The sequence below is a fragment of the uncultured Paracoccus sp. genome (assembly GCF_947496875.1).
Taxonomy (GTDB): domain Bacteria; phylum Pseudomonadota; class Alphaproteobacteria; order Rhodobacterales; family Rhodobacteraceae; genus Paracoccus.
In genome coordinates this window covers 157,818-176,049 of sequence record NZ_CANMEH010000003.1, presented here as the reverse complement: position 1 = coordinate 176,049, position 18,232 = coordinate 157,818, and the positions used below count along the sequence as shown (strand labels likewise).

Here is an 18,232-nt window from a genome sequence, read left to right as displayed (position 1 = left end):
GCCCGGATCGAGGCACCATGACCGATCCCGTCCACATCGTCGGCGCCGGCCTCGCCGGATCCGAGGCGGCCTGGCAGGCGGCCCGGGCCGGGGTTCCAGTAATCTTGCACGAGATGCGTCCCGAGCGGGGCACGTTCGCGCATCGCACCGGCGACTGCGCCGAGATGGTGTGTTCCAACAGTTTCCGTTCCGACGACGACGTGATGAATGCGGTGGGTCAGCTGCACTGGGAAATGCGGGCCGCGGACGGACTGATCATGGCCATGGCGGATCGGCATCGCCTGCCTGCCGGCGGGGCGCTGGCCGTCGACCGTGACGCGTTCTCTGCCTCCGTGACGGCGGCGCTGGCGTCGCACCCGTTGATCACGCTGGAGCGCGGCGAGATGCGCGCGCTGCCGGCCGACGGCAACTGGATCATCGCGACCGGACCGCTGACCTCGGACGCGCTGGCCGCAGCGATCCGGACGGAAACGGGCGCCGACGCGCTGGCATTTTTCGATGCCATCGCGCCGATCGTCCACGCCGATACCATCGACATGTCGATTGCCTGGCGCCAGTCGCGCTATGACAAGGGCGAGACCGAGGCCGAGCGGACCGCCTATGTCAACTGTCCGATGACGCGTGAGGAATACGAGGGCTTCATCGACGCGCTGCTGGCCGCGGAAAAGACGGAATTCCACGAGGGCGAGACCGCGGGGTATTTTGACGGCTGCCTGCCGATCGAGGTGATGGCCGAGCGCGGCCGCGAGACGCTGCGGCACGGACCGATGAAACCTGTCGGGCTGACCAACGCCCATCAACCGGACGTCAAACCTCACGCTGTAGTTCAGCTTCGACGGGATAACGCCCTTGGAACGCTGTACAACATCGTCGGATTCCAGACCAAGATGAAGTACGGCGCCCAGACCGATGTATTCCGGCGCATCCCGGGGCTGCAGCAGGCGGCGTTTGCCCGATTGGGGGGCATCCACCGCAACAGCTTCCTGAACTCACCCACGCTGCTTGACGACCGGATGCGGCTGCGCGGCCGCCCGCATCTGCGGTTTGCCGGTCAGGTCACCGGGGTCGAGGGCTATGTCGAAAGCGCCGCGATGGGTCTGCTGGCCGGTCGCATGGCGGCTGCCCAGGCGCGGGGCCAGGATCTGCCGCCGCCGCCCGGCACCACGGCCACCGGTGCCCTGGTGCACCACATCACGGGCGGCGCCGAGGCGCGCAGCTTTCAGCCAATGAACGTCAACTTCGGCCTGTTCCCGCCGGTTGAGGCCAAGGGCGGACGGCGGGCGCGCGCGGCGCGTTACCCCGCGTATACCGATCGCGCCAAGCAGGATTTCCGCGCATGGCTGGCATCCCAGGCCCCGGGCTGAGGCGCACCCGCTTCGCCCCGTCGCCGACCGGCCCCCTGCATCTGGGCCATGCGTTCTCCGCGCTGCTCGCGTACGGGCTGGCCGAACCCGGGCAGTTCCTGCTGCGGATCGAAGACATCGACCAATCCCGCTGCCGGCCGGAATGGGAGCAGGAGATTTTCGGCGATCTCGCCTGGCTGGGCCTGGAGTGGCCGCTTCCGGTGATGCGGCAGTCCGAGCGGCTGCCAGCCTATGCAGCCGCGCTCTCGCGTCTGGCGGAACGCGGCCTGATCTATCCCTGCTGCTGCCGCCGGGCCGATATCCGCGCGGCCCTGGTGGCGCCGCAGGAAGGCGCAGACCCGCCGGTGGGGCCGGATGGCCTGATCTATCCCGGCACCTGCCGGGGCCGGCTGCTGGCCGACGCCGGGCCGGACGAGGCGATCCGGCTGAATGCGGGGGCGGCCTTCGACCTGCTTGGCATCGGCCAGGTCAGCTTCGACGACGAGGCGTTGCCCGGCGATCACCGGCTCGGCCGGACGTCGTTCCTGGCTCGGGTTGGGGACGTGGTCCTGTCCCGCCGGGGCATGGGCACGTCCTATCATCTAGCCGTGGTGGTCGACGACGCCGCCCAGGGCATCACGGTCGTTCCGCGCGGCGTGGACCTGTTCGAGTCGACCTATATCCATGTCCTGCTCCAGGCACTGCTGCGGCTGCCGCGGCCGATCTATCACCATCATCAGCTGATCAGGGACACGTCGGGCAAGCGGCTGGCCAAGCGGGACGACGCCCGGGCGCTGCGGCGCTATCGGGAAGACGGCGCGACGCCCGCCACGGTCCGTCAGCTGCTGGGGCTCTGAGGCGCCATGATCTCGACCTGCCGACCTTCGCGAATGGCGGAATAGAAACAGCTGCGCCGGTTGGTGTGGCAGGCCGGTCCGGTCTGGTCGACCAGCAGCAGCAGGCAGTCGCGATCGCAGTCCACCCGCATCTCGACCAGCCGCTGGACATGGCCGGACGTCTCGCCCTTGGTCCAGAAGGACCGTCGCGAGCGGGACCAGTAGGTTACACGGCCTTCTTCAAGCGTCTTTCGAACTGCGTCCGCGTTCATCCACGCCAGCATCAGCACCTCGCCCGTGGCATGGTCCTGCGCGATGGCCGGGATCAGCCCGTTGGCGTCAAAGGTGAGGCTGAAGGGATCGAACATCGGGTTTCCTTTGCGGCGGCACGCTCCTATCTAGGCGGGAGTACGCTCGGGGGAAAGCCATGGCCGACGACGACCTCATGCAGCTGTATTCGCGCCGGATCCTGGCGCTCGCCTCCGACATTCCGCATCTGGGCCGGCTGCCCGCGCCGCAGGGCAGCGCCAGCCGCCGGTCGCCGCAATGCGGCTCGACCGTTGCGGCCGATGTGGTGATGGACGGGGACCGGATCGGCGACTTCGCGCAAGAGGTGCGGGCCTGCGCCCTTGGCCAGGCCTCGGCCGCACTGCTGGGCCAGTCGGTGATGGGCCGCACGACAGACGAACTGGCCGTGGGGCGCGCAGCGCTGGCGGCGATGCTGGCGGACGGCACCCCGCCGCCCGATGGCCTGTTTGCGGGGCTGGAGGTGCTGTCGCCCGCGCGCGACTTTCCAAATCGCCACGCGTCGATCCTTCTGGCTTGGGACGCGGTTCTGGGCGCGATCGACGACGCACGCCAGACCTGAAGACGGCCGGCCCGAGAGCCGGCCTCGGTTGCGCACGATCGTGCCACCGCCGGCTCGAAAGATGCGCGACAGAGATCCACGCGCGGCGAGACGGGGTGAGATCAGCCGAGCATGACCCAGCCCGGCAACCACATCAGGGCGATGGTGGTGGCGGACAGGGCTGCGACGGCGAGGATATCGGACAGGGTTTCGTCGAACATGGCAGGTTTCCTCCAAGTGTTCCTTTTTTGTTCTCACAGCATCGCGGGCTTGTAAAGAACAATCCGGCAACTCCTTTCACCCTGCTCCCATCAGGCGGATGGCCTTGTCCTGTTCCATGAACCACAGCAACGAGCGGATTGCCTGGCCGCGTGCGGATTGCAGCTGCGGGTCCCGCTCCAGCAGGGCGCGCGCGTCCTGCCGCGCCAGCGCCAGCAGCGCGGCTTGGCGTTCCAGGTCGGCGATGCGGAATCGCGGCAATCCGGACTGGGCGGTCCCCAGCACGTCGCCTGCGCCGCGCATGGCCAGATCCTCCTCGGCGATGCGAAACCCGTCCTCGGTATCGCGCAGGATCTGCAGTCGGCGTCGGCCGCCCTCGTTCAGCGGCTCCTGGTACAGCAGCACGCAGGTGGACTTGCCGCTGCCGCGCCCGACCCGGCCGCGAAGCTGGTGCAACTGCGCAAGACCAAAGCTTTCCGCGCGCTCGATCACCATGATCGTTGCCTGCGGCACGTCGACACCGACCTCGATCACGGTGGTCGCGACCAACAGCCGCGCGCGTCCAGTGACAAAATCGGCCATCGCCGCGTCGCGCGCCTCCACGGGCATCTGGCCATGGATCAGCCGCACCGTGTCGCCGAATTCGGCGCGCAGACGCGCAAAGCGATCCTCGGCCGCGGTCAGGTCCAGGGTCTCGCTTTCCTCGACAAGCGGGCAGACCCAGTAGGCCCGCGCGCCCTCGTCAAGTGCCGCGTGCAGGCGGGCGATCACGTCGGGCAGGCGCTGATCGGATAGCACGATCGTGGTGATCGGCTGGCGGCCCGCCGGCTTTTCGTCCAGCACCGACAGGTCCATGTCACCGAACTGGGCCAGGGCAAGGCTGCGCGGGATCGGCGTCGCCGTCATCACCAGCAGGTCGGGTGGCGCGTCGCGGCCCTTGGCGGCCAGTTCCAGTCGCTGTGCCACACCAAAGCGGTGCTGTTCGTCGATCACCGCCAGACGCAGGTCGGCGAAACTCACGCTCTTCTGGAACACCGCATGCGTGCCGACCAGAATGTCGATCCGCCCCGCTGCCACGTCGCGCAGGATCGCCGCGCGCCCCTCACCCCTGTCGCGGCCGGTCAGCGCAGCCAGCCGCACCCCCGCCAGATCGGCCAAGGGGGTCAGGGCGGCCAGATGTTGGCGGGCAAGAAGCTCGGTGGGCGCCATCAGGACGCCCTGCCCCCCGGCCTCGACCGCGATCAGCAGGGCGAGGAACGCGACCAGCGTCTTGCCTGCGCCCACGTCCCCCTGCAGCAGGCGGTTCATCCGGTGCGGTGTCGCCATGTCGGCCGCGATGTCCGCCACCGCGCGGGTCTGGGCAGCCGTGGGGGGCCAGGGCAGCCCGGCCAGAACGCGGGCGCGCAGCGCGCCGTCCCCGTGGCTGACCCGCCCAGATCGTCGCCGCCGATCGCGTCGGATCAGCGCCAGCGTCATCTGATGGGCCAGCAGCTCGTCATAGGCCAGCCGCGCGCGCGCCGGGGCTTCGATCGACAGATCGTCGATCCCGCGTGGCGCATGGGCCGCGGACAGCGCCTCGGCCCAGCCCGGCCATCCCTTGTGGGCCAGCAGGTCCGGATCGATCCATTCGGGAAGCGGCGGCACCCGCTCCAGCGCCGCTGCGGCCGCCCGCGCCATGATCTTCTGGGTCAGGCTGCCGGCCAGCGGATAGACCGGCTCGAACCCCGCCGGCGGCGGATCGCCCGGGCGCAGGATGTGGTCGGGATGAACCATCTGCGCCAACCCGTCGAACAGCTCGACCTTGCCCGACAGGACCCGCGTCTGTCCGCAAGGCAGCTGCGCCTCGATCCATTCGCGGCGGGCGTTGAAGAACACCACCGTCAGGTCGCCGGTCGCATCCGCGCAGACGACCCGCCACGGGCGCCCCTTGCCGGTCGGCGGGGTGTGGCGTTCCACCGTGATCGTGACGGTCGCCGTTTCCGGCGGCCGCAGATCGGACAGCTGCGCCACCCGCCGCCGCGTCACACCGGCATGTGGCGGGGTCAGCAGCAGGTCGCGCGGCCGGGTGACCCCCATCCCCTTCAGCGCCTCGGCGGCCTTGGGTCCGATCCCGGGCAGCGTCTCGGCCGGCGCAAACAGCGGGAACAGCAGTGGCGGACGCCCCCTGGGGGCCGCCTGGTCCGGCGGGCGGTCCCCGCCCGTCAGCCCCGGGCGATCTTCAGCCATTCGTCCTCGTCGATGACCCGCACGCCCAGATCCGCCGCCTTGCGCGCCTTGGATCCGGCGCCCGGCCCCGCCACCACCAGATCGGTGCGGGCAGACACCGACCCCGACACCTTGGCGCCCAGGGCCTCGGCCCGGACCTTGGCCTCGGCCCGCGACATCTGCTCCAGCGTTCCGGTAAACACCAGCGTCAGGCCGGCGATCGGACTGTCCGGCGCCTGCGGCGCCTCGATGCGCTGGATCTCGGTCAGCTGCGCGACCAGCCGGTCGATGGCGCCGCGTTCGCTTGGCTGCGCGAACGCCGTTGTCAACGATCGCGCCATCACCGTTCCCACCCCGTCGATCGAGGTGAGATCCCCCCACGCCTCCGACCCCTCGACGCGGGCGGCGTCGACTGTTGCGACAAAGGCGGGCCAGTCGTGGAAGCGGCGGGCCAGCAGCCGGGCCGCCTGTTCGCCCACATGACGGATTCCCAGGGCAAAGATCAGCCGGTCCAGCGGGATGACCCGACGCGCCTCGATCGCGGCGAGCAGCGCCGACACCGATTTCTCGCCATACCCCTCAGTGGCCAGCAGGTCCTCCCGCCGCGCAGCGAGGTCGAAGATGTCGGCCGGCTCGGCGATCCACCCGGCGCGATAGAAAGCCTCGACCTGGCGGGTGCCCAATCCCTCGATGTCGAAGGCGGCGCGCGACACGAAATGCCGCAACTTCTCGATCGCCTGTGCCGGACAGGCCATCCCGCCCGTACAGCGGCGCACCGCATCGCCGGGCTCGCGCAGGGCGTCGGACCCGCAGGCCGGGCAGGTCTGCGGAAAGGCATAGGGCCGCGCGTCAGCGGGGCGCCGCTCCAGACTGACGGCGTCAATCTTGGGAATGACGTCGCCGGCGCGGTAGACCCGCACCCAGTCGCCTTCGCGAATGTCGATGCCGTCGCGGATCTCGGTGCCATCGGCAGCCCGCCCCGCGATGTAATCCTCGTTGTGCAGGGTCGCGTTCGACACCACGACACCGCCCACGGTGACGGGCGTCAGTCGCGCAACCGGCGACAAGGCCCCGGTGCGGCCCACCTGGATCTCGATCCGGTCCAGCCGCGTCCACGCCGTCTGCGCGGGAAACTTGTGGGCCAGCGCCCAGCGGGGCGTGGTGGACCGGAACCCGAGCCGACCCTGCAGGGCGAGGTCGTCCACCTTGTAGACCACCCCGTCGATGTCATAGCCTAGGGTCGCCCGCCGCTGCTCGATCTCGGACCACACCTCCAGCAGGTCCGCCACCGTGTCGCAGCGCCGCATCAGCGGGTTGGTCTTCAGCCCAAGTGCGGCCAGCCGTTCGACCGATCCCGACTGGGTGTCCGAAAGCGGCCGGGACAGCGCCCCCCAGCCATAGGCAAAGAAATGCAGCGGCCGCCGCGCCGTGACGGCCGGATCCAGTTGGCGCAGCGAACCGCCCGCCGCATTGCGGGGATTGGCGAACACCCGCCCCTCGGCCCCGTCATTCAGCGCGGCGAAATCGGCATGGGTCATGTAGACCTCGCCCCGGACCTCAAGCAGTTCGGGGACGTCGGGCCCTGCCAGCCGATGCGGCAGGTCGCGGATGTGGCGCGCGTTCGCGGTCACGTCCTCTCCCGTCGTGCCGTCACCCCGTGTCGCGGCCTGCACGAGCCGGCCGGACTCGTACCTGATAGCCAGCGACAGCCCGTCGATCTTGGGCTCGGCGGTCATGACCAGCGGCGCGTCGTCGGGCAGGCTCAGGAAGCCGCGGATCCGCGCGACGAAGTCGGTGACGTCCGAGGCCGCAAAGGCATTCTCCAGCGACATCATCCGGACGGAGTGGGTCACCTTGCCGAACGCCTCGGACGGCGCGGCGCCGATCCTGTCGGTCGGGCTGTCCGGCTCGGCAAGGTGGGGATGCTCGGCCTCGAGCGCGACGAGTTCTGCCTTCAGCGCGTCATAGGTGGCGTCATCGATGGTGGGGGCGTCCTCGACGTAATAGGCGGCATTGGCCTGTTCGACGAGGACGCGCAGGTCGGCCATGCGCGCCCGTACGGCGCTGTCAGGATCGCGTTCCGACGGTATGGCGCTAGCCGCGTTGGCGGGCTGGTCCGAACCGCCTGCCGGCGCTGTCGGGGTGCGTCGTCTTCCTGCCACCTTCTGCCCTTTGGTCCGCACAGTGGGGCCGCATCACGGCGCGGCGGCCTGCATCACTGATACGCATCGGCCGGGCGGGTTGTCCACCGGCCCCTCCTGCCGCGGCGACAGGGTCATGCCAGATGATCGTCGGGGCAGGATCCGGCGTCAGGCGCGCAGGGCCATGTGTTCCGAGGCCGACGAGTCGTGGGGATCGCGCAGCACATAACCACGGCCCCACACCGTCTCGATGTGGTTTTCACCATCCATGGCGGTGGACAGCTTCTTGCGGAGCTTGCAGATGAACACGTCGATGATCTTCAGCTCGGGCTCGTCCATGCCGCCATAGAGATGGTTCAGGAACATCTCCTTTGTCAGGGTGGTGCCCTTGCGCAGGCTCAGCAGTTCGAGGATCTGGTATTCCTTGCCGGTCAGGTTGACCGGGCGCCCTTCCACCTCGACGGATCGTGTGTCCAGGTTCACGACCATGCGTCCGGTCTGGATCACCGACTGGCTGTGTCCCTTGGACCGGCGGATGATGGCCTGGATGCGGGCGACAAGTTCGTCGCGGTGGAACGGCTTGGTCATGTAGTCGTCGGCGCCGAAGCCGAAGCCGCGCAGCTTGCTTTCGGTGTCGTCCGATCCGGTCAGGATCAGCACCGGCGTATCGACGCGTGACATGCGGATCTGGCGCAAGACCTCCATCCCGTTCATGTCGGGCAGGTCGAGGTCGAGCAGGATCAGGTCGTAGTCATAGAGCTTGGCGAGATCGATTCCCTCCACGCCCATGTCCGTCAGGTACACGTTGAAGCTGGCGTTGGTGAGCATCATTTCGATGCTGCGTGCCGTTGCCGGGTCATCCTCGACCAACAGAATCCGCATCACGTGTCCTTTCTGCATCCACGCCACAGCCGTTGTGCGGACAAAAGATTAATATCCCGTTATCGTGGTTTACATGCCCCTGTCTACTCGCCCGTGACGTGTCGATACTTTTGGAGGGTGGTGACCTTCAGGGCATCCAGCCCGTGGCCGTTGACGGCGTCGAACCAGCTGTCCAGTTCCTCGCCGGTCAGGTCGTAGCGCTGCAGCGCCTCGTCCCGGGACAGCAGCCCGTACTGGATGGCGTGAACGACCGTGGCCTTGCGCCGGGCGACCCAGCGGGTGTCGACGGCCGGCAGGTCGGCCAGGGTCAGGATCGTGCCGTCAGGCAAGGTGGCGATGCGGCGCCCCGGTGTCTTGCGTACATACATGAGATCGTGCCTTCGTGCTGTTGGGCGCAGCTTGGAGCTCGCGAACTTAAAGTCGGGTGAACAACGAGCGTTGGACGGGTTGAGTCTTCCGACAATTTTCCTATATTTTTCCGCAAACTGCGGCGAACACTGGATGCGCCGGATCAAGGAACCTGCGGCATGACCATCGCCACCCCTGTCCCGCTGCGCGGCAACGCGCTGAACTCTCTGGGTTTTCCCAAGCCCCCGGCGCAGACGCGGGTGGTCGTCGCGATGTCGGGCGGGGTGGACAGCTCCGTTGTCGCGGCGATGCTGGCGGACGAAGGCTATGACGTGGTCGGTGTCACGCTGCAGCTGTACGATCACGGCGCCGCCCTGGCCAAAAAGGGTGCCTGCTGCGCCGGACAGGACATCCACGACGCCCGCCGCGTTGCCGAGCGAATCGGCTTTCCCCACTACGTCCTGGATTACGAGAATCGCTTTCGCGAGTCGGTGATCGAGGAGTTTGCGGACGCCTACCTGGGCGGCGCGACCCCGGTGCCGTGCATCCGCTGCAACGAACGGGTGAAGTTCCGCGACCTGCTGGAAACGGCGCGCGATCTGGATGCGGACTGCATGGCCACGGGCCACTACATCCGCCGCCGCACGGGGCCGAGCGGGGCCGAACTGCACATGGCCGCAGATTCACAGCGGGATCAGAGCTATTTCCTGTTCTCCACCACGCGCGAACAGCTGGAGTTCCTGCGCTTTCCGCTGGGCGGGCTGGCCAGCAAGGCCGAGACCCGGGCGCTGGCGACCCGGTATGGCCTGACTGTGGCGGACAAGCCGGACAGCCAGGACATCTGCTTCGTGCCCAACGGCAACTATGCCAGCGTGATCGAAAAGCTGCGGCCGGGTGCCGCCGATCCCGGCGACATCGTCGATCTGGACGGGACCGTGCTGGGCACCCACAAGGGTGTGATCCACTACACGATCGGCCAGCGTCGCGGGCTTGCCATCGGAGGATTGGGAGAGCCGCTCTACGTCGTGCGGCTGGATCCCGCGCGCCGCCAGGTCGTCGTCGGTCCCCGGTCCGCACTGGCCACCCGGACCGTCCCGATCGCCGAGATCAACTGGATCGGCGACGGCGACTTCACCGACATGCCGGCGCGCGAGATCGCGGTCCGGATCCGATCGACGCGCCCGCCGCGCGCCGCCATCCTGCGCCCGACAGGATCGGATAGCGCGACGGTCGAACTGATTGAGGCCGAGGAGGGCGTCAGCCCCGGTCAGGCCTGTGTCTTTTACGAAACCGACGGCACGCGCGTCCTGGGCGGCGGCTGGATCCAGACAAGGGAACGCGCGGCATGACCGACCTGCAGACGATCGAACTCACCCGCAACGACGGCAGCCGCGCGACTCTGGCCGATTGGGCCGGTCAGGTCCGGCTGGTCGTGAACGTCGCGTCGAAATGCGGCCTCACGCCGCAATACGAGGCGCTGGAATCCCTGTATCGCACCCGCAAGGACCGCGGCTTTGTCGTTCTGGGATTTCCGTCGAACGATTTCCGTGGACAGGAACCCGGATCGGACGCGGAGATCGCGGAGTTCTGTTCCCTGACCTACGACGTCACCTTCCCGCTGTTCGCCAAGGGCCCTGTCACCGGGCCCGAGAAGCAGCCGCTCTATGCGGCGCTTGTCGGGGCCCTGGGGACGGCCGAGGGTGACGGTCCGATGCGGGAACGGCTCAATGGCAAGGGAATCGAGACGGTCGACCCGCCGGAAGTGCACTGGAACTTCGAGAAGTTCCTGATCGGCCGGGATGGCCGCGTGGTCGGGCGGTTCGCGCCGAACGTCGCCCCCGACGACCCGCGCCTGGTGCAGGCGGTCGACGCCGCCCTTGATCAGCCGGCCGCCGCCTGATCCGCGGCGGCCGCCGCGTGGCTGCGCAGACGCTCGACCATCGCGCGCAGCCCGTTCGATCGCTGCGCCGACAGATGGTCCTGCAGACTGAGCCGGGCGAGTTCGGCAGGCGCGTCGACCCGGGCCGCCTCGTCGGGCGGCAGCCCGGCATAAAGCTGGTGCAGAACCGCAATCAGACCCCGGACGATCAGCGCGTCGCTGTCGCCCTGGAAATCGAACTTTCCGTCATGGATCTGCGGGTGGATCCAGACCTGGCTTGCGCAGCCGTCCACCTTGGTGGCGGGCACCTGCAGGGCGGGATCCATCGGCGGCATCGCCTTGCCAAGCTCGATCACGTGCCGGTAACGATCCTCCCAGTCATCGAAGAAGGCGAAGTCGTCGACGAGCGCTTCGAAGGCGGGGGTGGCCATGGCAGCTCCTTTTCGGGTGGCGTCTCGTCTTAGCGTGCCCGGCCTGCAGGGTCAAAGCTGGTCATCGTGGCGGGGCGCGGCGCAGCGGCCCCTTCCGAGCCCGGTCCGGATGGCCTATCAGAACACAGACGCAACGCCCGAGGATCGTGATGCCCAGTCGTTCCCGCCGCCTGTCGATCGGACCCGCCGCCAGATCGCTGCTGGCGCTGGCCGCCTTTCCGCTGATCCTGTCGGGATGCGGGATGGCCGACAGCGCCCTGAAGCCGTGGCGCTGGCTGCAGGGGTCGGGATCCGCCCGGGCTCCGGAAACTCTCGAACCCGCCGCCGGCTATCAGCGCCAGGACGCCCGCCTGCCGGTGAACCAGATCCTGTCCGCCCGGTGGGAGCCGCTGACCGAAGGACGTCTGCTGGTGGTGACCGCCCTGCCCGCCACCACGGGCTGGTGGAACGTGGCCTTGGTGCCCGAAACGCCGCAGCCCGCGGGGCGTCTGCGGGCCGATGACGATGGGGTCCTGCGGCTGCGGTTGCTCGCGTCGCCCCCGCCCGCCGACCAGCCGCAGCGGGTGGCGCAGCCCGGCGGCGACACGATCACCACCGCCCTCGCAATCAGCACCACCGCCCTGACCGGGATCCGGCAGGTGGTGATCCTGGGCGCTGCAAACGCGATCTCCCTGCAGCGCTGAACAGGGCGGCGTCAGCGCATCTGGCGCAGATAGGTCCAGGTCGGCACCCGTGCCCGCCGCGCGACCGACCAGCTTTCGGCATTTCCGAGATAGGAAAAGCCGCAGTTGGTCAGCACCTTGGCGGAACCCGGATTGTCCTGGAACGCCTCGGCAAAGATCGTCCGGGCACCGTGTGGGTTCGCGGAGACCAAGGCCTGAACCGCCTCGGTCGCGAAACCGGTGTTCCAGAATCCGGGCCCGATCCAGAACTCCAGTTCGGACCGCTCGTCCTCCAGCCGGGTCAGAGACACGACGCCGACCAGTTCGCACTGGTCGAACGCAGACGCGTCGATGGCCCAGACATCCTGTTGCCGGTCAGGGGCAAGCGCCCGGGTCACGTAGGCCTGGGCCGCACCGGGGGGCAGCGGATGCGGGATCGTCCGCGTCCCTTCGGCAAGTCGCCGATCGGCCATGTAATGCGCGATCAGCCCGGCGTCCGAAGGACGCAGAGGGCGAAGGGCGAATCGCCCTGCTGCTATCGTGGGCTGCGTGCCCTCGGCCGGCCGGGGAGTCGGCCGGGGCGCAGAGTGACGATCGAGGGCCAGATCGGCCATCTGCTCTCTCCTCGCGTGGTCGGGAAGGGGCGCGACAAAGCGAAGGGGACCGGCCTGCGCCGATCCCCTGTCGTCTTCGGTCCGGATCGACTTACTGGGCGGCCTCTTCGCGGGGCTGGACCGAGATGAAGGTCCGGCCCTTGAGGCCCTTCTTGAAGGTCACGTGCCCGTCGGTCAGCGCAAACAGCGTGTGATCGCGGCCCATGCCGACATTCTGCCCGGGCCACCATTTGGTGCCGCGCTGGCGAACGATAATGTTGCCGGCCGCGGCCGACTGACCGCCGAACAGCTTGACGCCAAGGCGGCGGCCGGCGGAATCGCGGCCGTTGCGGGACGAACCGCCTGCTTTCTTGTGTGCCATGACTCAGGCCTCCTTGCTTTCGGTCGTGACGTCGGACGCCATGGTGGTGTTCGACTTCTCGGCCGACTTTTCGCCGGCCTCGCCTTCGGCGACGCGGCGGCTCATCTCGGCCTGATCGGTCTTGTTCATCGCATAGCGTTCGTCGCCTGCGACGCGGGACCGGCGCTCCGACCGCGCGCCCACGGCAAGCTTGACGTCGGACGATCCCGCACCGGATTCCAGCAGGTCGGTGACGCGCAGCAGCGTCAGTTGCTGACGGTGCCCCCGGGTCCGCTTGGACGAATGCTTGCGGCGGCGCTTGTGGAAGGTGATGACCTTGTCGGCCTTGATGGTGTCGATGACCTCGGCCACCACACCGGCATCGGACACCAGCGGCGCACCGATGGTGGTGCCCATCATCAGGATCTCCGTGAACCGGACCCTGTCGCCGGCCTCGGCCGCCAGTTTTTCCACGCGGAGCACGTCACCGGGTTGAACCCGGTACTGCTTGCCGCCCGTCTTGAGCACTGCGAACATCGCGTCGTCTTTCATCTGCCGCGCCCTGTGGCCCCGTATGCCGGAGTTCGTGGGGATATCCCGCCTCGGACAGCGCACCCTGTAACGGGTGGTTGTTGAAAAAATGATAAATCAGCCGAGCGAAGGCCCGGCCCATCCGCGGGTATATCTAGCAGGCAGGCCCCAAAGTCAACGCCCGGACGCCAATCGACTGCTGTTCGGCCACAATACCGGCGCGAGCCGCATGCTGTCCGGTCCCGCAAGAGCGACCCGATCAGCCCTCATTCCGTTCGGCCAGCGACAGCCATTCCTCCTCGGCCGCGCTCAGCGCGTGCTGGCGGTCGGCCAGTGCCGCCGACGCCTTCTCGAATTTCGCGGGTGCCGTGGCGAACAGGTCGGGGTCGGACAGGAATTCGCCCAGTCGGGCGATCTCCGCCTCCAGCCGGGTGATCTCGTCCGGCAGGCTGTCCAGGCGGTGCCGCTCGGTAAAGCTCAGCCGCTGCGGCTTGGCCACGGCGCGCCTGGACCGCTCGGCATCCGCCGACCTGGGCGGCGTCGGCGCGGTCACGGGCGACCTCGTGTCAGGCGCCGCCACTGCCCCCGCCGCGCCCCGTTGGGTGCGGTAGTCGCTCCACCCGCCCGCATAGACCACCGCGCGCCCGTCGCCTTCCATCGCCACCGTGATGTCCGCCACCCGGTCGATGAAGTCCCTGTCGTGGCTGACCAGCAGCACGGTCCCGTCATAGTCGCCCAGGATGTCCTGCAGCAGATCCAGCGTCTCGATGTCCAGATCGTTGGTCGGTTCGTCCAGCACCAGCAGGTTGGACGGATGGGCCATGATGCGGGCCAGCAGCAGCCGCGCCTTTTCGCCCCCTGACAGCGACCTCACCGGTGAGCGGGCCTGCGTCTCGTCGAACAGGAAATCCTTGAGATAGGAAAGCACATGGCGCGGCGCGCCGCGCACCATCACCTGGTCGGATCGGCCGCTGACCCGCATCTCCGGGTCGCCGGTCAGCGCCTCCCACAGGGTCATCTGGTCGTCCAGCCCGGCCCTGGCCTGGTCGAACACCGCGATGTCCAGCTTGGTGCCGTGCGCCACGCTGCCGCTGTCGGGCGGGATCTCGCCGGTCAGCATCCGGATCAGGGTGGTCTTGCCCACGCCGTTCGGCCCGACGAACGCAACTCGGTCGCCGCGCCGGACGCGCAGATCGAACGGGCGCAGGATCACCCGGTCGTCGAAGCGTTTGGTGATGCCGCGGGCGATGATCACCTGGCGTCCGGATTGTTGACCACTGTCCAGGGCCATCGCGGCGGCACCCTGGCGGCGGATCTGCGCGCTGCGCTCCGCCCGCAGCGCGGCCAGCGCCCGGACCCGACCCTGATTGCGCTTGCGCCGCGCACTGATCCCCTCGACCGCCCAGCGGGCCTCTGCCTTGATCTTGCGGTCCAGCTTGTGGCGGGCGGCATCCTCGGCCGCCCAGGTCGCCTCGCGCCAGTCCTCGAATCCGCCAAAGCCGCGATCCTGCCGGCGAACCTCGCCGCGGTCGATCCACAGCGTCGCCCTAGTCAGGGCCCGCAGAAACGCCCGGTCATGGCTGATCAGCACGAATGCGGCGCGGGTTTCGGCGAGCTGCTCTTCCAGCCAGCCGATCGCCTCGATGTCCAGGTGGTTGGTCGGTTCGTCCAGCAGCATCAGGTCGGGCGCCTGCGCAAGCAGCCGGGCCAGGGCTGCGCGGCGGCGTTCGCCGCCAGACGCGGTGGCAACCGGCCGGTCGGGGTCGAACTTCAGCCCCTCGGCCGCCATCTCGACGCGATAGGCCTCGCCTTCGGGCAGTGCCGCCGCGGCATAGGCGCCAAGCGTCGCAAATGCCGACAGGTCCGGGTCCTGTTCCATGTAGCCCACGCTGGTCCCGGCCGGCATCACCACCGCGCCGCGGTCGGGCTCGACCAGGCCGGCCATCACCTTCATCAGGGTGGACTTGCCCGAGCCGTTGCGACCGACCAGGGCCACCCGGTCGCCCTGCTGCAGGGTCAGGGACAGGTTGTCGAACACCGGATGGCCGCCGAAGGACAGCGACAGATCCGTCAGTTGCAGAAGGGGTGCCCGCGCCATGCCGGGCGGCCTATCCCGCCGGCGCAGGGCCGTCAACGCGACTTGACTTCGCATGCGGCGGACGCAGGGTTGCCGCAAAAGGGGCAGCATGGCGCGCAAGATCATTATCGACACCGACCCGGGCCAGGACGACGCCGTCGCCCTGCTGCTGGCCATGGCGTCACCGGAACTGGAGGTGCTGGGCATCACCTGCGTCGCGGGCAATGTGCCGTTGGCGCTGACCGCCCGGAACGCACGGATCGTGTGCGAACTGGCAGGACGCGACGACATCCCGGTCTTTGCCGGCTGCGACGCCCCGCTACAGCGCCGGCTGGTGACCGCCGAACATGTCCACGGCCGGTCGGGGCTGGACGGGATCACCCTGCCCGATCCCGTCATGCCCCTGCAGGATCGCCACGGGGTCGATTTCCTGATCGACACCTTGCGCAGCGAGCCCGCGGGAACGGTGACCCTGGTGCCGATCGGCCCGCTGACCAACATCGCGACGGCATTCCGCCGCGCGCCCGATGTGGTTGGCCGGGTCAAGCAGGTGGTGATGATGGGGGGTGCCTATTTCGAGGTCGGCAACGTCACCCCGTCCGCCGAATTCAACATCTTCGTCGATCCCGAGGCCGCGCAGGTCGTCTTTGCCTCCGGCGTGGACCTGGTGGTGCTGCCGCTCGACCTGACCCACCGGGCGCTCACCTCGCGTGCCTGGGTGGAACGGATGCGGGTCACCGGCCCGGTGGGGCGGGCAGTCGCCAGCTGGACCGACTTCTTCGAACGCTACGATCAGCAGAAATACGGCAATGCCGGCGCGCCCCTGCATGACCCGTGTACGATCGCCTGGTTGCTGCGGCCCGACCTGTTCGACGGCAGACGGATCAACGTCGAGATCGAGACCGAGGGGCGCTTCACCACGGGCATGACGGTGGCGGACTGGTGGGGCGTGACCGATCGCCCGGCCAACGCGCTGTTCCTGCGCCACGTCGAGACGGAACAGCTGTTCGATCTGATCGCCCGCCGGATAGCCAGTCTGGACAAGGCCGCCGCCGGCTGACCGCAACGGCGACCGCTCTCCAGGTGAGGGCGGCGATCACGCCGGATCCGGCCGATCCTCCGCTCGCCTGCCCCGGGGGGCGTCCCGGTCGATCCGCCCGGGCGGCAGGTCCTCGGCGAACACCAGCCGGGCGCGTCCGGCGTGCTTTGCCGCGTAGAGGGCGCGGTCCGCGTCCTCCAGCATCGTCTCGGCGTCGGCAGTCTCGTAGGCGGTCGACACGCTGATCCCGATGCTCGCCGAGACCCGGCATGTCGCCCGCCCCACCGGCACCGGCGATCCGATCCGCCGGATGATGCGCTGCGCCAGCCGTTGCAGCCCGCAGCGGTCGGTGAGGCCGGGCAGGATCAGCAGGAACTCGTCCCCGCCCATCCGTGCAACGGCGTCGTCACTGCGGACCACCTCGCGCAGCTTCAACGCCACGGCGCGCAGCATGTCGTCGCCTGCGGCATGACCGTGAAGGTCGTTCAGTTCCTTGAACAGGTCCAGATCCAGATGGATCAGTCCGAATTGCCGGCCCCGTCCGCTTGCCGGGAATGCGGCCCGCATCGCCAGTTCCAGCGCCGCCTGTGCACCACGACGGTTGCAGAGCCCGGTCAGCGGATCGGTGAAGGCCTGCACTTCGGCGGCCTGCCGGGCCTCTTCCAGTTGCAGGTTCGACCGCGACAGTTCGGCCAGCATGGCGGCGTTCGCCTCGTGCAGGAACAGCATCTCCATCGCCAGTTCGGCGCTGGCGAAATCCTGGTCGGTCAGCGCGAACTGCCGCACCGCGCTTTCCAGTCCGATGCCGAAGCCGAGGTTCAGCAGCGTCGTGCCGTCGCACAGCCGGACCGCGTCACCGCGCAGGGTCACGCCGGGATGCGCCCGCAGACGCAGGAACACCCGCCCCTCGTCCGGCAGGGGCGATGACTGGCCCGAGGCGCGGGCGTGGCGGATAGGATCGAAAGCGGATGCAAACCGCGTCACGTCCCCGATCAGCTTGCGCAGGGTGGGTCCTGCATAAGCGATTCGCCCGTCCGGCCCGATGACCGCGGCCATCGGCATGATCCGACCCAGGGCCGTCTCGGTCGGGATCGCGATGCCAGGCGGTTCTGCCTGTGGGGCCGCGCCGCGGACCAGTCGGGTCTGCAATGCGTCCTTCTTCTCGTCCGGCGCAGCATTCTTGCCGTTCGAAATCCGAGCGTTCACGGCAGCGCCCCGACCGATCCGACCCGGGATCGGCCCCCGACCTCCGCGACGAGGTCGAAGCTGCGGCCGTGGGCGAAGTCCTGGTCGGGGACGTCGACCACGATCCCGCCGCGCGCCTTGTCCACCGTGATCAGGGCCAGCGCGCCGTAATCGTCCGCCATCTGCCGCAGCAGCCCCGCCAGCATGTAGGCCCACAGCCCGGGGGCGCCGTTGATGTCCACGACGAAGCTGTCGCCGCCGTCCTCGATCACCGTCAGCGCCGGCAGGCCCAGCTTCGGCACCACCATCTCGGCCCGGCCGGGCAGCTGGTCAAGCGCCAGCAGGAATTCGGTGTAATCGCGTCCGCTGAACCGTAACAGCCGCCTGACCGGTTCAAGTTGCACCAGCCAGGCGCCGACATCCTCGGACAGATCGCCCACGTTCACCCCGATTTCCGAAGCGGCCGTGGTCATCAGCTGCCGGGTCCGTTGGGGTGGATGCATCCTCATGGCGTGAAAGCCGCGGGGATCGACCTCGCAGGCCACGGCGACCTCTCGCCACAGCGATTCACCGTATCTGGCGCGCAGAAATTCCTCGATCAGGCGATTGACCAGCCCGTGCATGACACCTTCTCCGTCATCGGGCGTCTAGCA

Annotated in this window: 19 protein-coding genes; 7 read left to right on the top strand and 12 right to left on the bottom strand. The window is 68.7% G+C overall.

All coding sequences use genetic code 11. The features are described 5' to 3' along the window. Window positions 1–17 precede the first annotated feature (17 nt). Complete coding sequence (gene trmFO / locus Q0938_RS05290) at window positions 18–1,364, top strand: methylenetetrahydrofolate--tRNA-(uracil(54)-C(5))-methyltransferase (FADH(2)-oxidizing) TrmFO (protein WP_299359984.1); 1,347 nt, start codon at window positions 18–20, stop codon at window positions 1,362–1,364. Continuing rightward, on the top strand, window positions 1,337–2,200 hold the full coding sequence (gene gluQRS / locus Q0938_RS05285; RefSeq protein WP_299359980.1) for a tRNA glutamyl-Q(34) synthetase GluQRS: 864 nt from the start codon (window positions 1,337–1,339) through the stop codon (window positions 2,198–2,200). Before trmFO ends, gluQRS begins: the two co-directional genes overlap by 28 nt. Here the strand turns inward: gluQRS and hisI are convergent. Beyond that, the gene (gene hisI / locus Q0938_RS05280) at window positions 2,182–2,547 is read right to left on the bottom strand and encodes a phosphoribosyl-AMP cyclohydrolase (protein ID WP_299359976.1); all 366 of its coding nucleotides are present in this window, start codon (window positions 2,545–2,547) and stop codon (window positions 2,182–2,184) included. The genes gluQRS and hisI overlap by 19 nt on opposite strands. Before the next feature lie 59 nt (window positions 2,548–2,606). On the opposite strand from hisI, the gene Q0938_RS05275 reads away from it, so the two are divergent. After that, on the top strand, window positions 2,607–3,047 hold the full coding sequence (locus Q0938_RS05275; protein WP_299359974.1) for an iron-sulfur cluster assembly scaffold protein: 441 nt from the start codon (window positions 2,607–2,609) through the stop codon (window positions 3,045–3,047). Between the two features lie 276 nt (window positions 3,048–3,323). Here Q0938_RS05275 and recG read toward each other — a convergent pair whose 3' ends face one another. From recG to Q0938_RS05255, 4 genes are all read right to left on the bottom strand, one after another. After that, window positions 3,324–5,471 carry an ATP-dependent DNA helicase RecG gene (gene recG, locus Q0938_RS05270; RefSeq protein ID WP_299359972.1) on the bottom strand — a complete coding sequence of 716 codons (2,148 nt, stop codon included), beginning with the start codon at window positions 5,469–5,471 and terminating at the stop codon, window positions 3,324–3,326. Next, a complete protein-coding gene (ligA, locus tag Q0938_RS05265) occupies window positions 5,447–7,498 on the bottom strand; it encodes an NAD-dependent DNA ligase LigA (protein WP_299360353.1) in 2,052 nt (683 codons plus the stop codon). Before ligA ends, recG begins: the two co-directional genes overlap by 25 nt. A gap of 261 nt (window positions 7,499–7,759) precedes the next feature. Continuing rightward, window positions 7,760–8,473: a response regulator transcription factor CtrA gene (gene ctrA / locus Q0938_RS05260; RefSeq protein WP_299359970.1), complete on the bottom strand. Its 714-nt coding sequence runs from the start codon at window positions 8,471–8,473 to the stop codon at window positions 7,760–7,762. Window positions 8,474–8,556: 83 nt separating this feature from the next. Beyond that, window positions 8,557–8,841: a DUF1153 domain-containing protein gene (locus Q0938_RS05255; RefSeq protein ID WP_299359968.1), complete on the bottom strand. Its 285-nt coding sequence runs from the start codon at window positions 8,839–8,841 to the stop codon at window positions 8,557–8,559. A 159-nt stretch (window positions 8,842–9,000) separates the two neighbouring features. Between Q0938_RS05255 and mnmA the strand changes: the two genes are divergently transcribed. Both mnmA and Q0938_RS05245 read left to right on the top strand, forming a co-directional pair. Next, on the top strand, window positions 9,001–10,170 hold the full coding sequence (gene mnmA / locus Q0938_RS05250; protein WP_299359966.1) for a tRNA 2-thiouridine(34) synthase MnmA: 1,170 nt from the start codon (window positions 9,001–9,003) through the stop codon (window positions 10,168–10,170). Then, entirely contained in the window at window positions 10,167–10,721 is a 555-nt protein-coding gene (locus tag Q0938_RS05245) for a glutathione peroxidase (RefSeq protein ID WP_299359964.1), read from the top strand. The genes mnmA and Q0938_RS05245 overlap by 4 nt, the downstream gene beginning before the upstream one ends. Here Q0938_RS05245 and Q0938_RS05240 read toward each other — a convergent pair. Continuing rightward, the gene (locus Q0938_RS05240; RefSeq protein WP_299359962.1) at window positions 10,703–11,131 is read right to left on the bottom strand and encodes a SufE family protein; all 429 of its coding nucleotides are present in this window, start codon (window positions 11,129–11,131) and stop codon (window positions 10,703–10,705) included. The two genes, Q0938_RS05245 and Q0938_RS05240, sit on opposite strands and share 19 nt — an antisense overlap. Window positions 11,132–11,280: 149 nt before the next feature. On the opposite strand from Q0938_RS05240, the gene Q0938_RS05235 reads away from it, so the two are divergent. Then, a complete protein-coding gene (locus Q0938_RS05235) occupies window positions 11,281–11,814 on the top strand; it encodes a hypothetical protein (RefSeq protein WP_299359960.1) in 534 nt (177 codons plus the stop codon). A gap of 11 nt (window positions 11,815–11,825) precedes the next feature. Here Q0938_RS05235 and Q0938_RS05230 read toward each other — a convergent pair whose 3' ends face one another. The 4 genes from Q0938_RS05230 to Q0938_RS05215 form a co-directional block, all read right to left on the bottom strand. Next, entirely contained in the window at window positions 11,826–12,407 is a 582-nt protein-coding gene (locus tag Q0938_RS05230; protein ID WP_299359957.1) for a GNAT family N-acetyltransferase, read from the bottom strand. A 91-nt stretch (window positions 12,408–12,498) separates the two neighbouring features. Beyond that, complete coding sequence (rpmA, locus tag Q0938_RS05225; protein WP_299359954.1) at window positions 12,499–12,768, bottom strand: 50S ribosomal protein L27; 270 nt, start codon at window positions 12,766–12,768, stop codon at window positions 12,499–12,501. Window positions 12,769–12,771: 3 nt separating this feature from the next. Beyond that, window positions 12,772–13,299: a 50S ribosomal protein L21 gene (gene rplU, locus Q0938_RS05220; protein WP_366942731.1), complete on the bottom strand. Its 528-nt coding sequence runs from the start codon at window positions 13,297–13,299 to the stop codon at window positions 12,772–12,774. A 238-nt stretch (window positions 13,300–13,537) separates the two neighbouring features. Then, window positions 13,538–15,376, bottom strand: a complete 1,839-nt coding sequence (locus Q0938_RS05215) for an ATP-binding cassette domain-containing protein (RefSeq protein WP_299359951.1) — start codon at window positions 15,374–15,376, stop codon at window positions 13,538–13,540. A gap of 88 nt (window positions 15,377–15,464) precedes the next feature. Between Q0938_RS05215 and Q0938_RS05210 the strand changes: the two genes are divergently transcribed. Further along, the gene (locus Q0938_RS05210) at window positions 15,465–16,415 is read left to right on the top strand and encodes a nucleoside hydrolase (RefSeq protein WP_299359949.1); all 951 of its coding nucleotides are present in this window, start codon (window positions 15,465–15,467) and stop codon (window positions 16,413–16,415) included. Window positions 16,416–16,451: 36 nt separating this feature from the next. Here Q0938_RS05210 and Q0938_RS05205 read toward each other — a convergent pair whose 3' ends face one another. Beyond that, window positions 16,452–17,600 (bottom strand): GGDEF domain-containing protein, encoded by a 1,149-nt coding sequence (locus Q0938_RS05205; protein ID WP_299359947.1) that lies wholly within the window; start codon window positions 17,598–17,600, stop codon window positions 16,452–16,454. After that, on the bottom strand, window positions 17,597–18,202 hold the full coding sequence (locus tag Q0938_RS05200; protein ID WP_299359944.1) for a heme NO-binding domain-containing protein: 606 nt from the start codon (window positions 18,200–18,202) through the stop codon (window positions 17,597–17,599). The genes Q0938_RS05205 and Q0938_RS05200 overlap by 4 nt, the downstream gene beginning before the upstream one ends. Window positions 18,203–18,232 lie beyond the last annotated feature (30 nt).

Coding starts and splice junctions, on each gene's coding strand:
- Q0938_RS05240 (WP_299359962.1), bottom strand. CDS start 11,131: ATGGCCACCCCCGCCTTCGAAGCGCTCGTCGACGACTTCGCCTTCTTC.
- Q0938_RS05210 (WP_299359949.1), top strand. CDS start 15,465: ATGGCGCGCAAGATCATTATCGACACCGACCCGGGCCAGGACGACGCC.
- rpmA (WP_299359954.1), bottom strand. CDS start 12,768: ATGGCACACAAGAAAGCAGGCGGTTCGTCCCGCAACGGCCGCGATTCC.
- Q0938_RS05235 (WP_299359960.1), top strand. CDS start 11,281: ATGCCCAGTCGTTCCCGCCGCCTGTCGATCGGACCCGCCGCCAGATCG.
- ctrA (WP_299359970.1), bottom strand. CDS start 8,473: ATGCGGATTCTGTTGGTCGAGGATGACCCGGCAACGGCACGCAGCATC.
- rplU (WP_366942731.1), bottom strand. CDS start 13,299: ATGAAAGACGACGCGATGTTCGCAGTGCTCAAGACGGGCGGCAAGCAG.
- Q0938_RS05230 (WP_299359957.1), bottom strand. CDS start 12,407: ATGGCCGATCTGGCCCTCGATCGTCACTCTGCGCCCCGGCCGACTCCC.
- gluQRS (WP_299359980.1), top strand. CDS start 1,337: ATGGCTGGCATCCCAGGCCCCGGGCTGAGGCGCACCCGCTTCGCCCCG.
- Q0938_RS05200 (WP_299359944.1), bottom strand. CDS start 18,202: ATGCACGGGCTGGTCAATCGCCTGATCGAGGAATTTCTGCGCGCCAGA.
- mnmA (WP_299359966.1), top strand. CDS start 9,001: ATGACCATCGCCACCCCTGTCCCGCTGCGCGGCAACGCGCTGAACTCT.
- Q0938_RS05275 (WP_299359974.1), top strand. CDS start 2,607: ATGGCCGACGACGACCTCATGCAGCTGTATTCGCGCCGGATCCTGGCG.
- hisI (WP_299359976.1), bottom strand. CDS start 2,547: ATGTTCGATCCCTTCAGCCTCACCTTTGACGCCAACGGGCTGATCCCG.
- Q0938_RS05255 (WP_299359968.1), bottom strand. CDS start 8,841: ATGTATGTACGCAAGACACCGGGGCGCCGCATCGCCACCTTGCCTGAC.
- recG (WP_299359972.1), bottom strand. CDS start 5,471: ATGGCTGAAGATCGCCCGGGGCTGACGGGCGGGGACCGCCCGCCGGAC.
- ligA (WP_299360353.1), bottom strand. CDS start 7,498: ATGGCCGACCTGCGCGTCCTCGTCGAACAGGCCAATGCCGCCTATTAC.
- trmFO (WP_299359984.1), top strand. CDS start 18: ATGACCGATCCCGTCCACATCGTCGGCGCCGGCCTCGCCGGATCCGAG.
- Q0938_RS05215 (WP_299359951.1), bottom strand. CDS start 15,376: ATGGCGCGGGCACCCCTTCTGCAACTGACGGATCTGTCGCTGTCCTTC.
- Q0938_RS05245 (WP_299359964.1), top strand. CDS start 10,167: ATGACCGACCTGCAGACGATCGAACTCACCCGCAACGACGGCAGCCGC.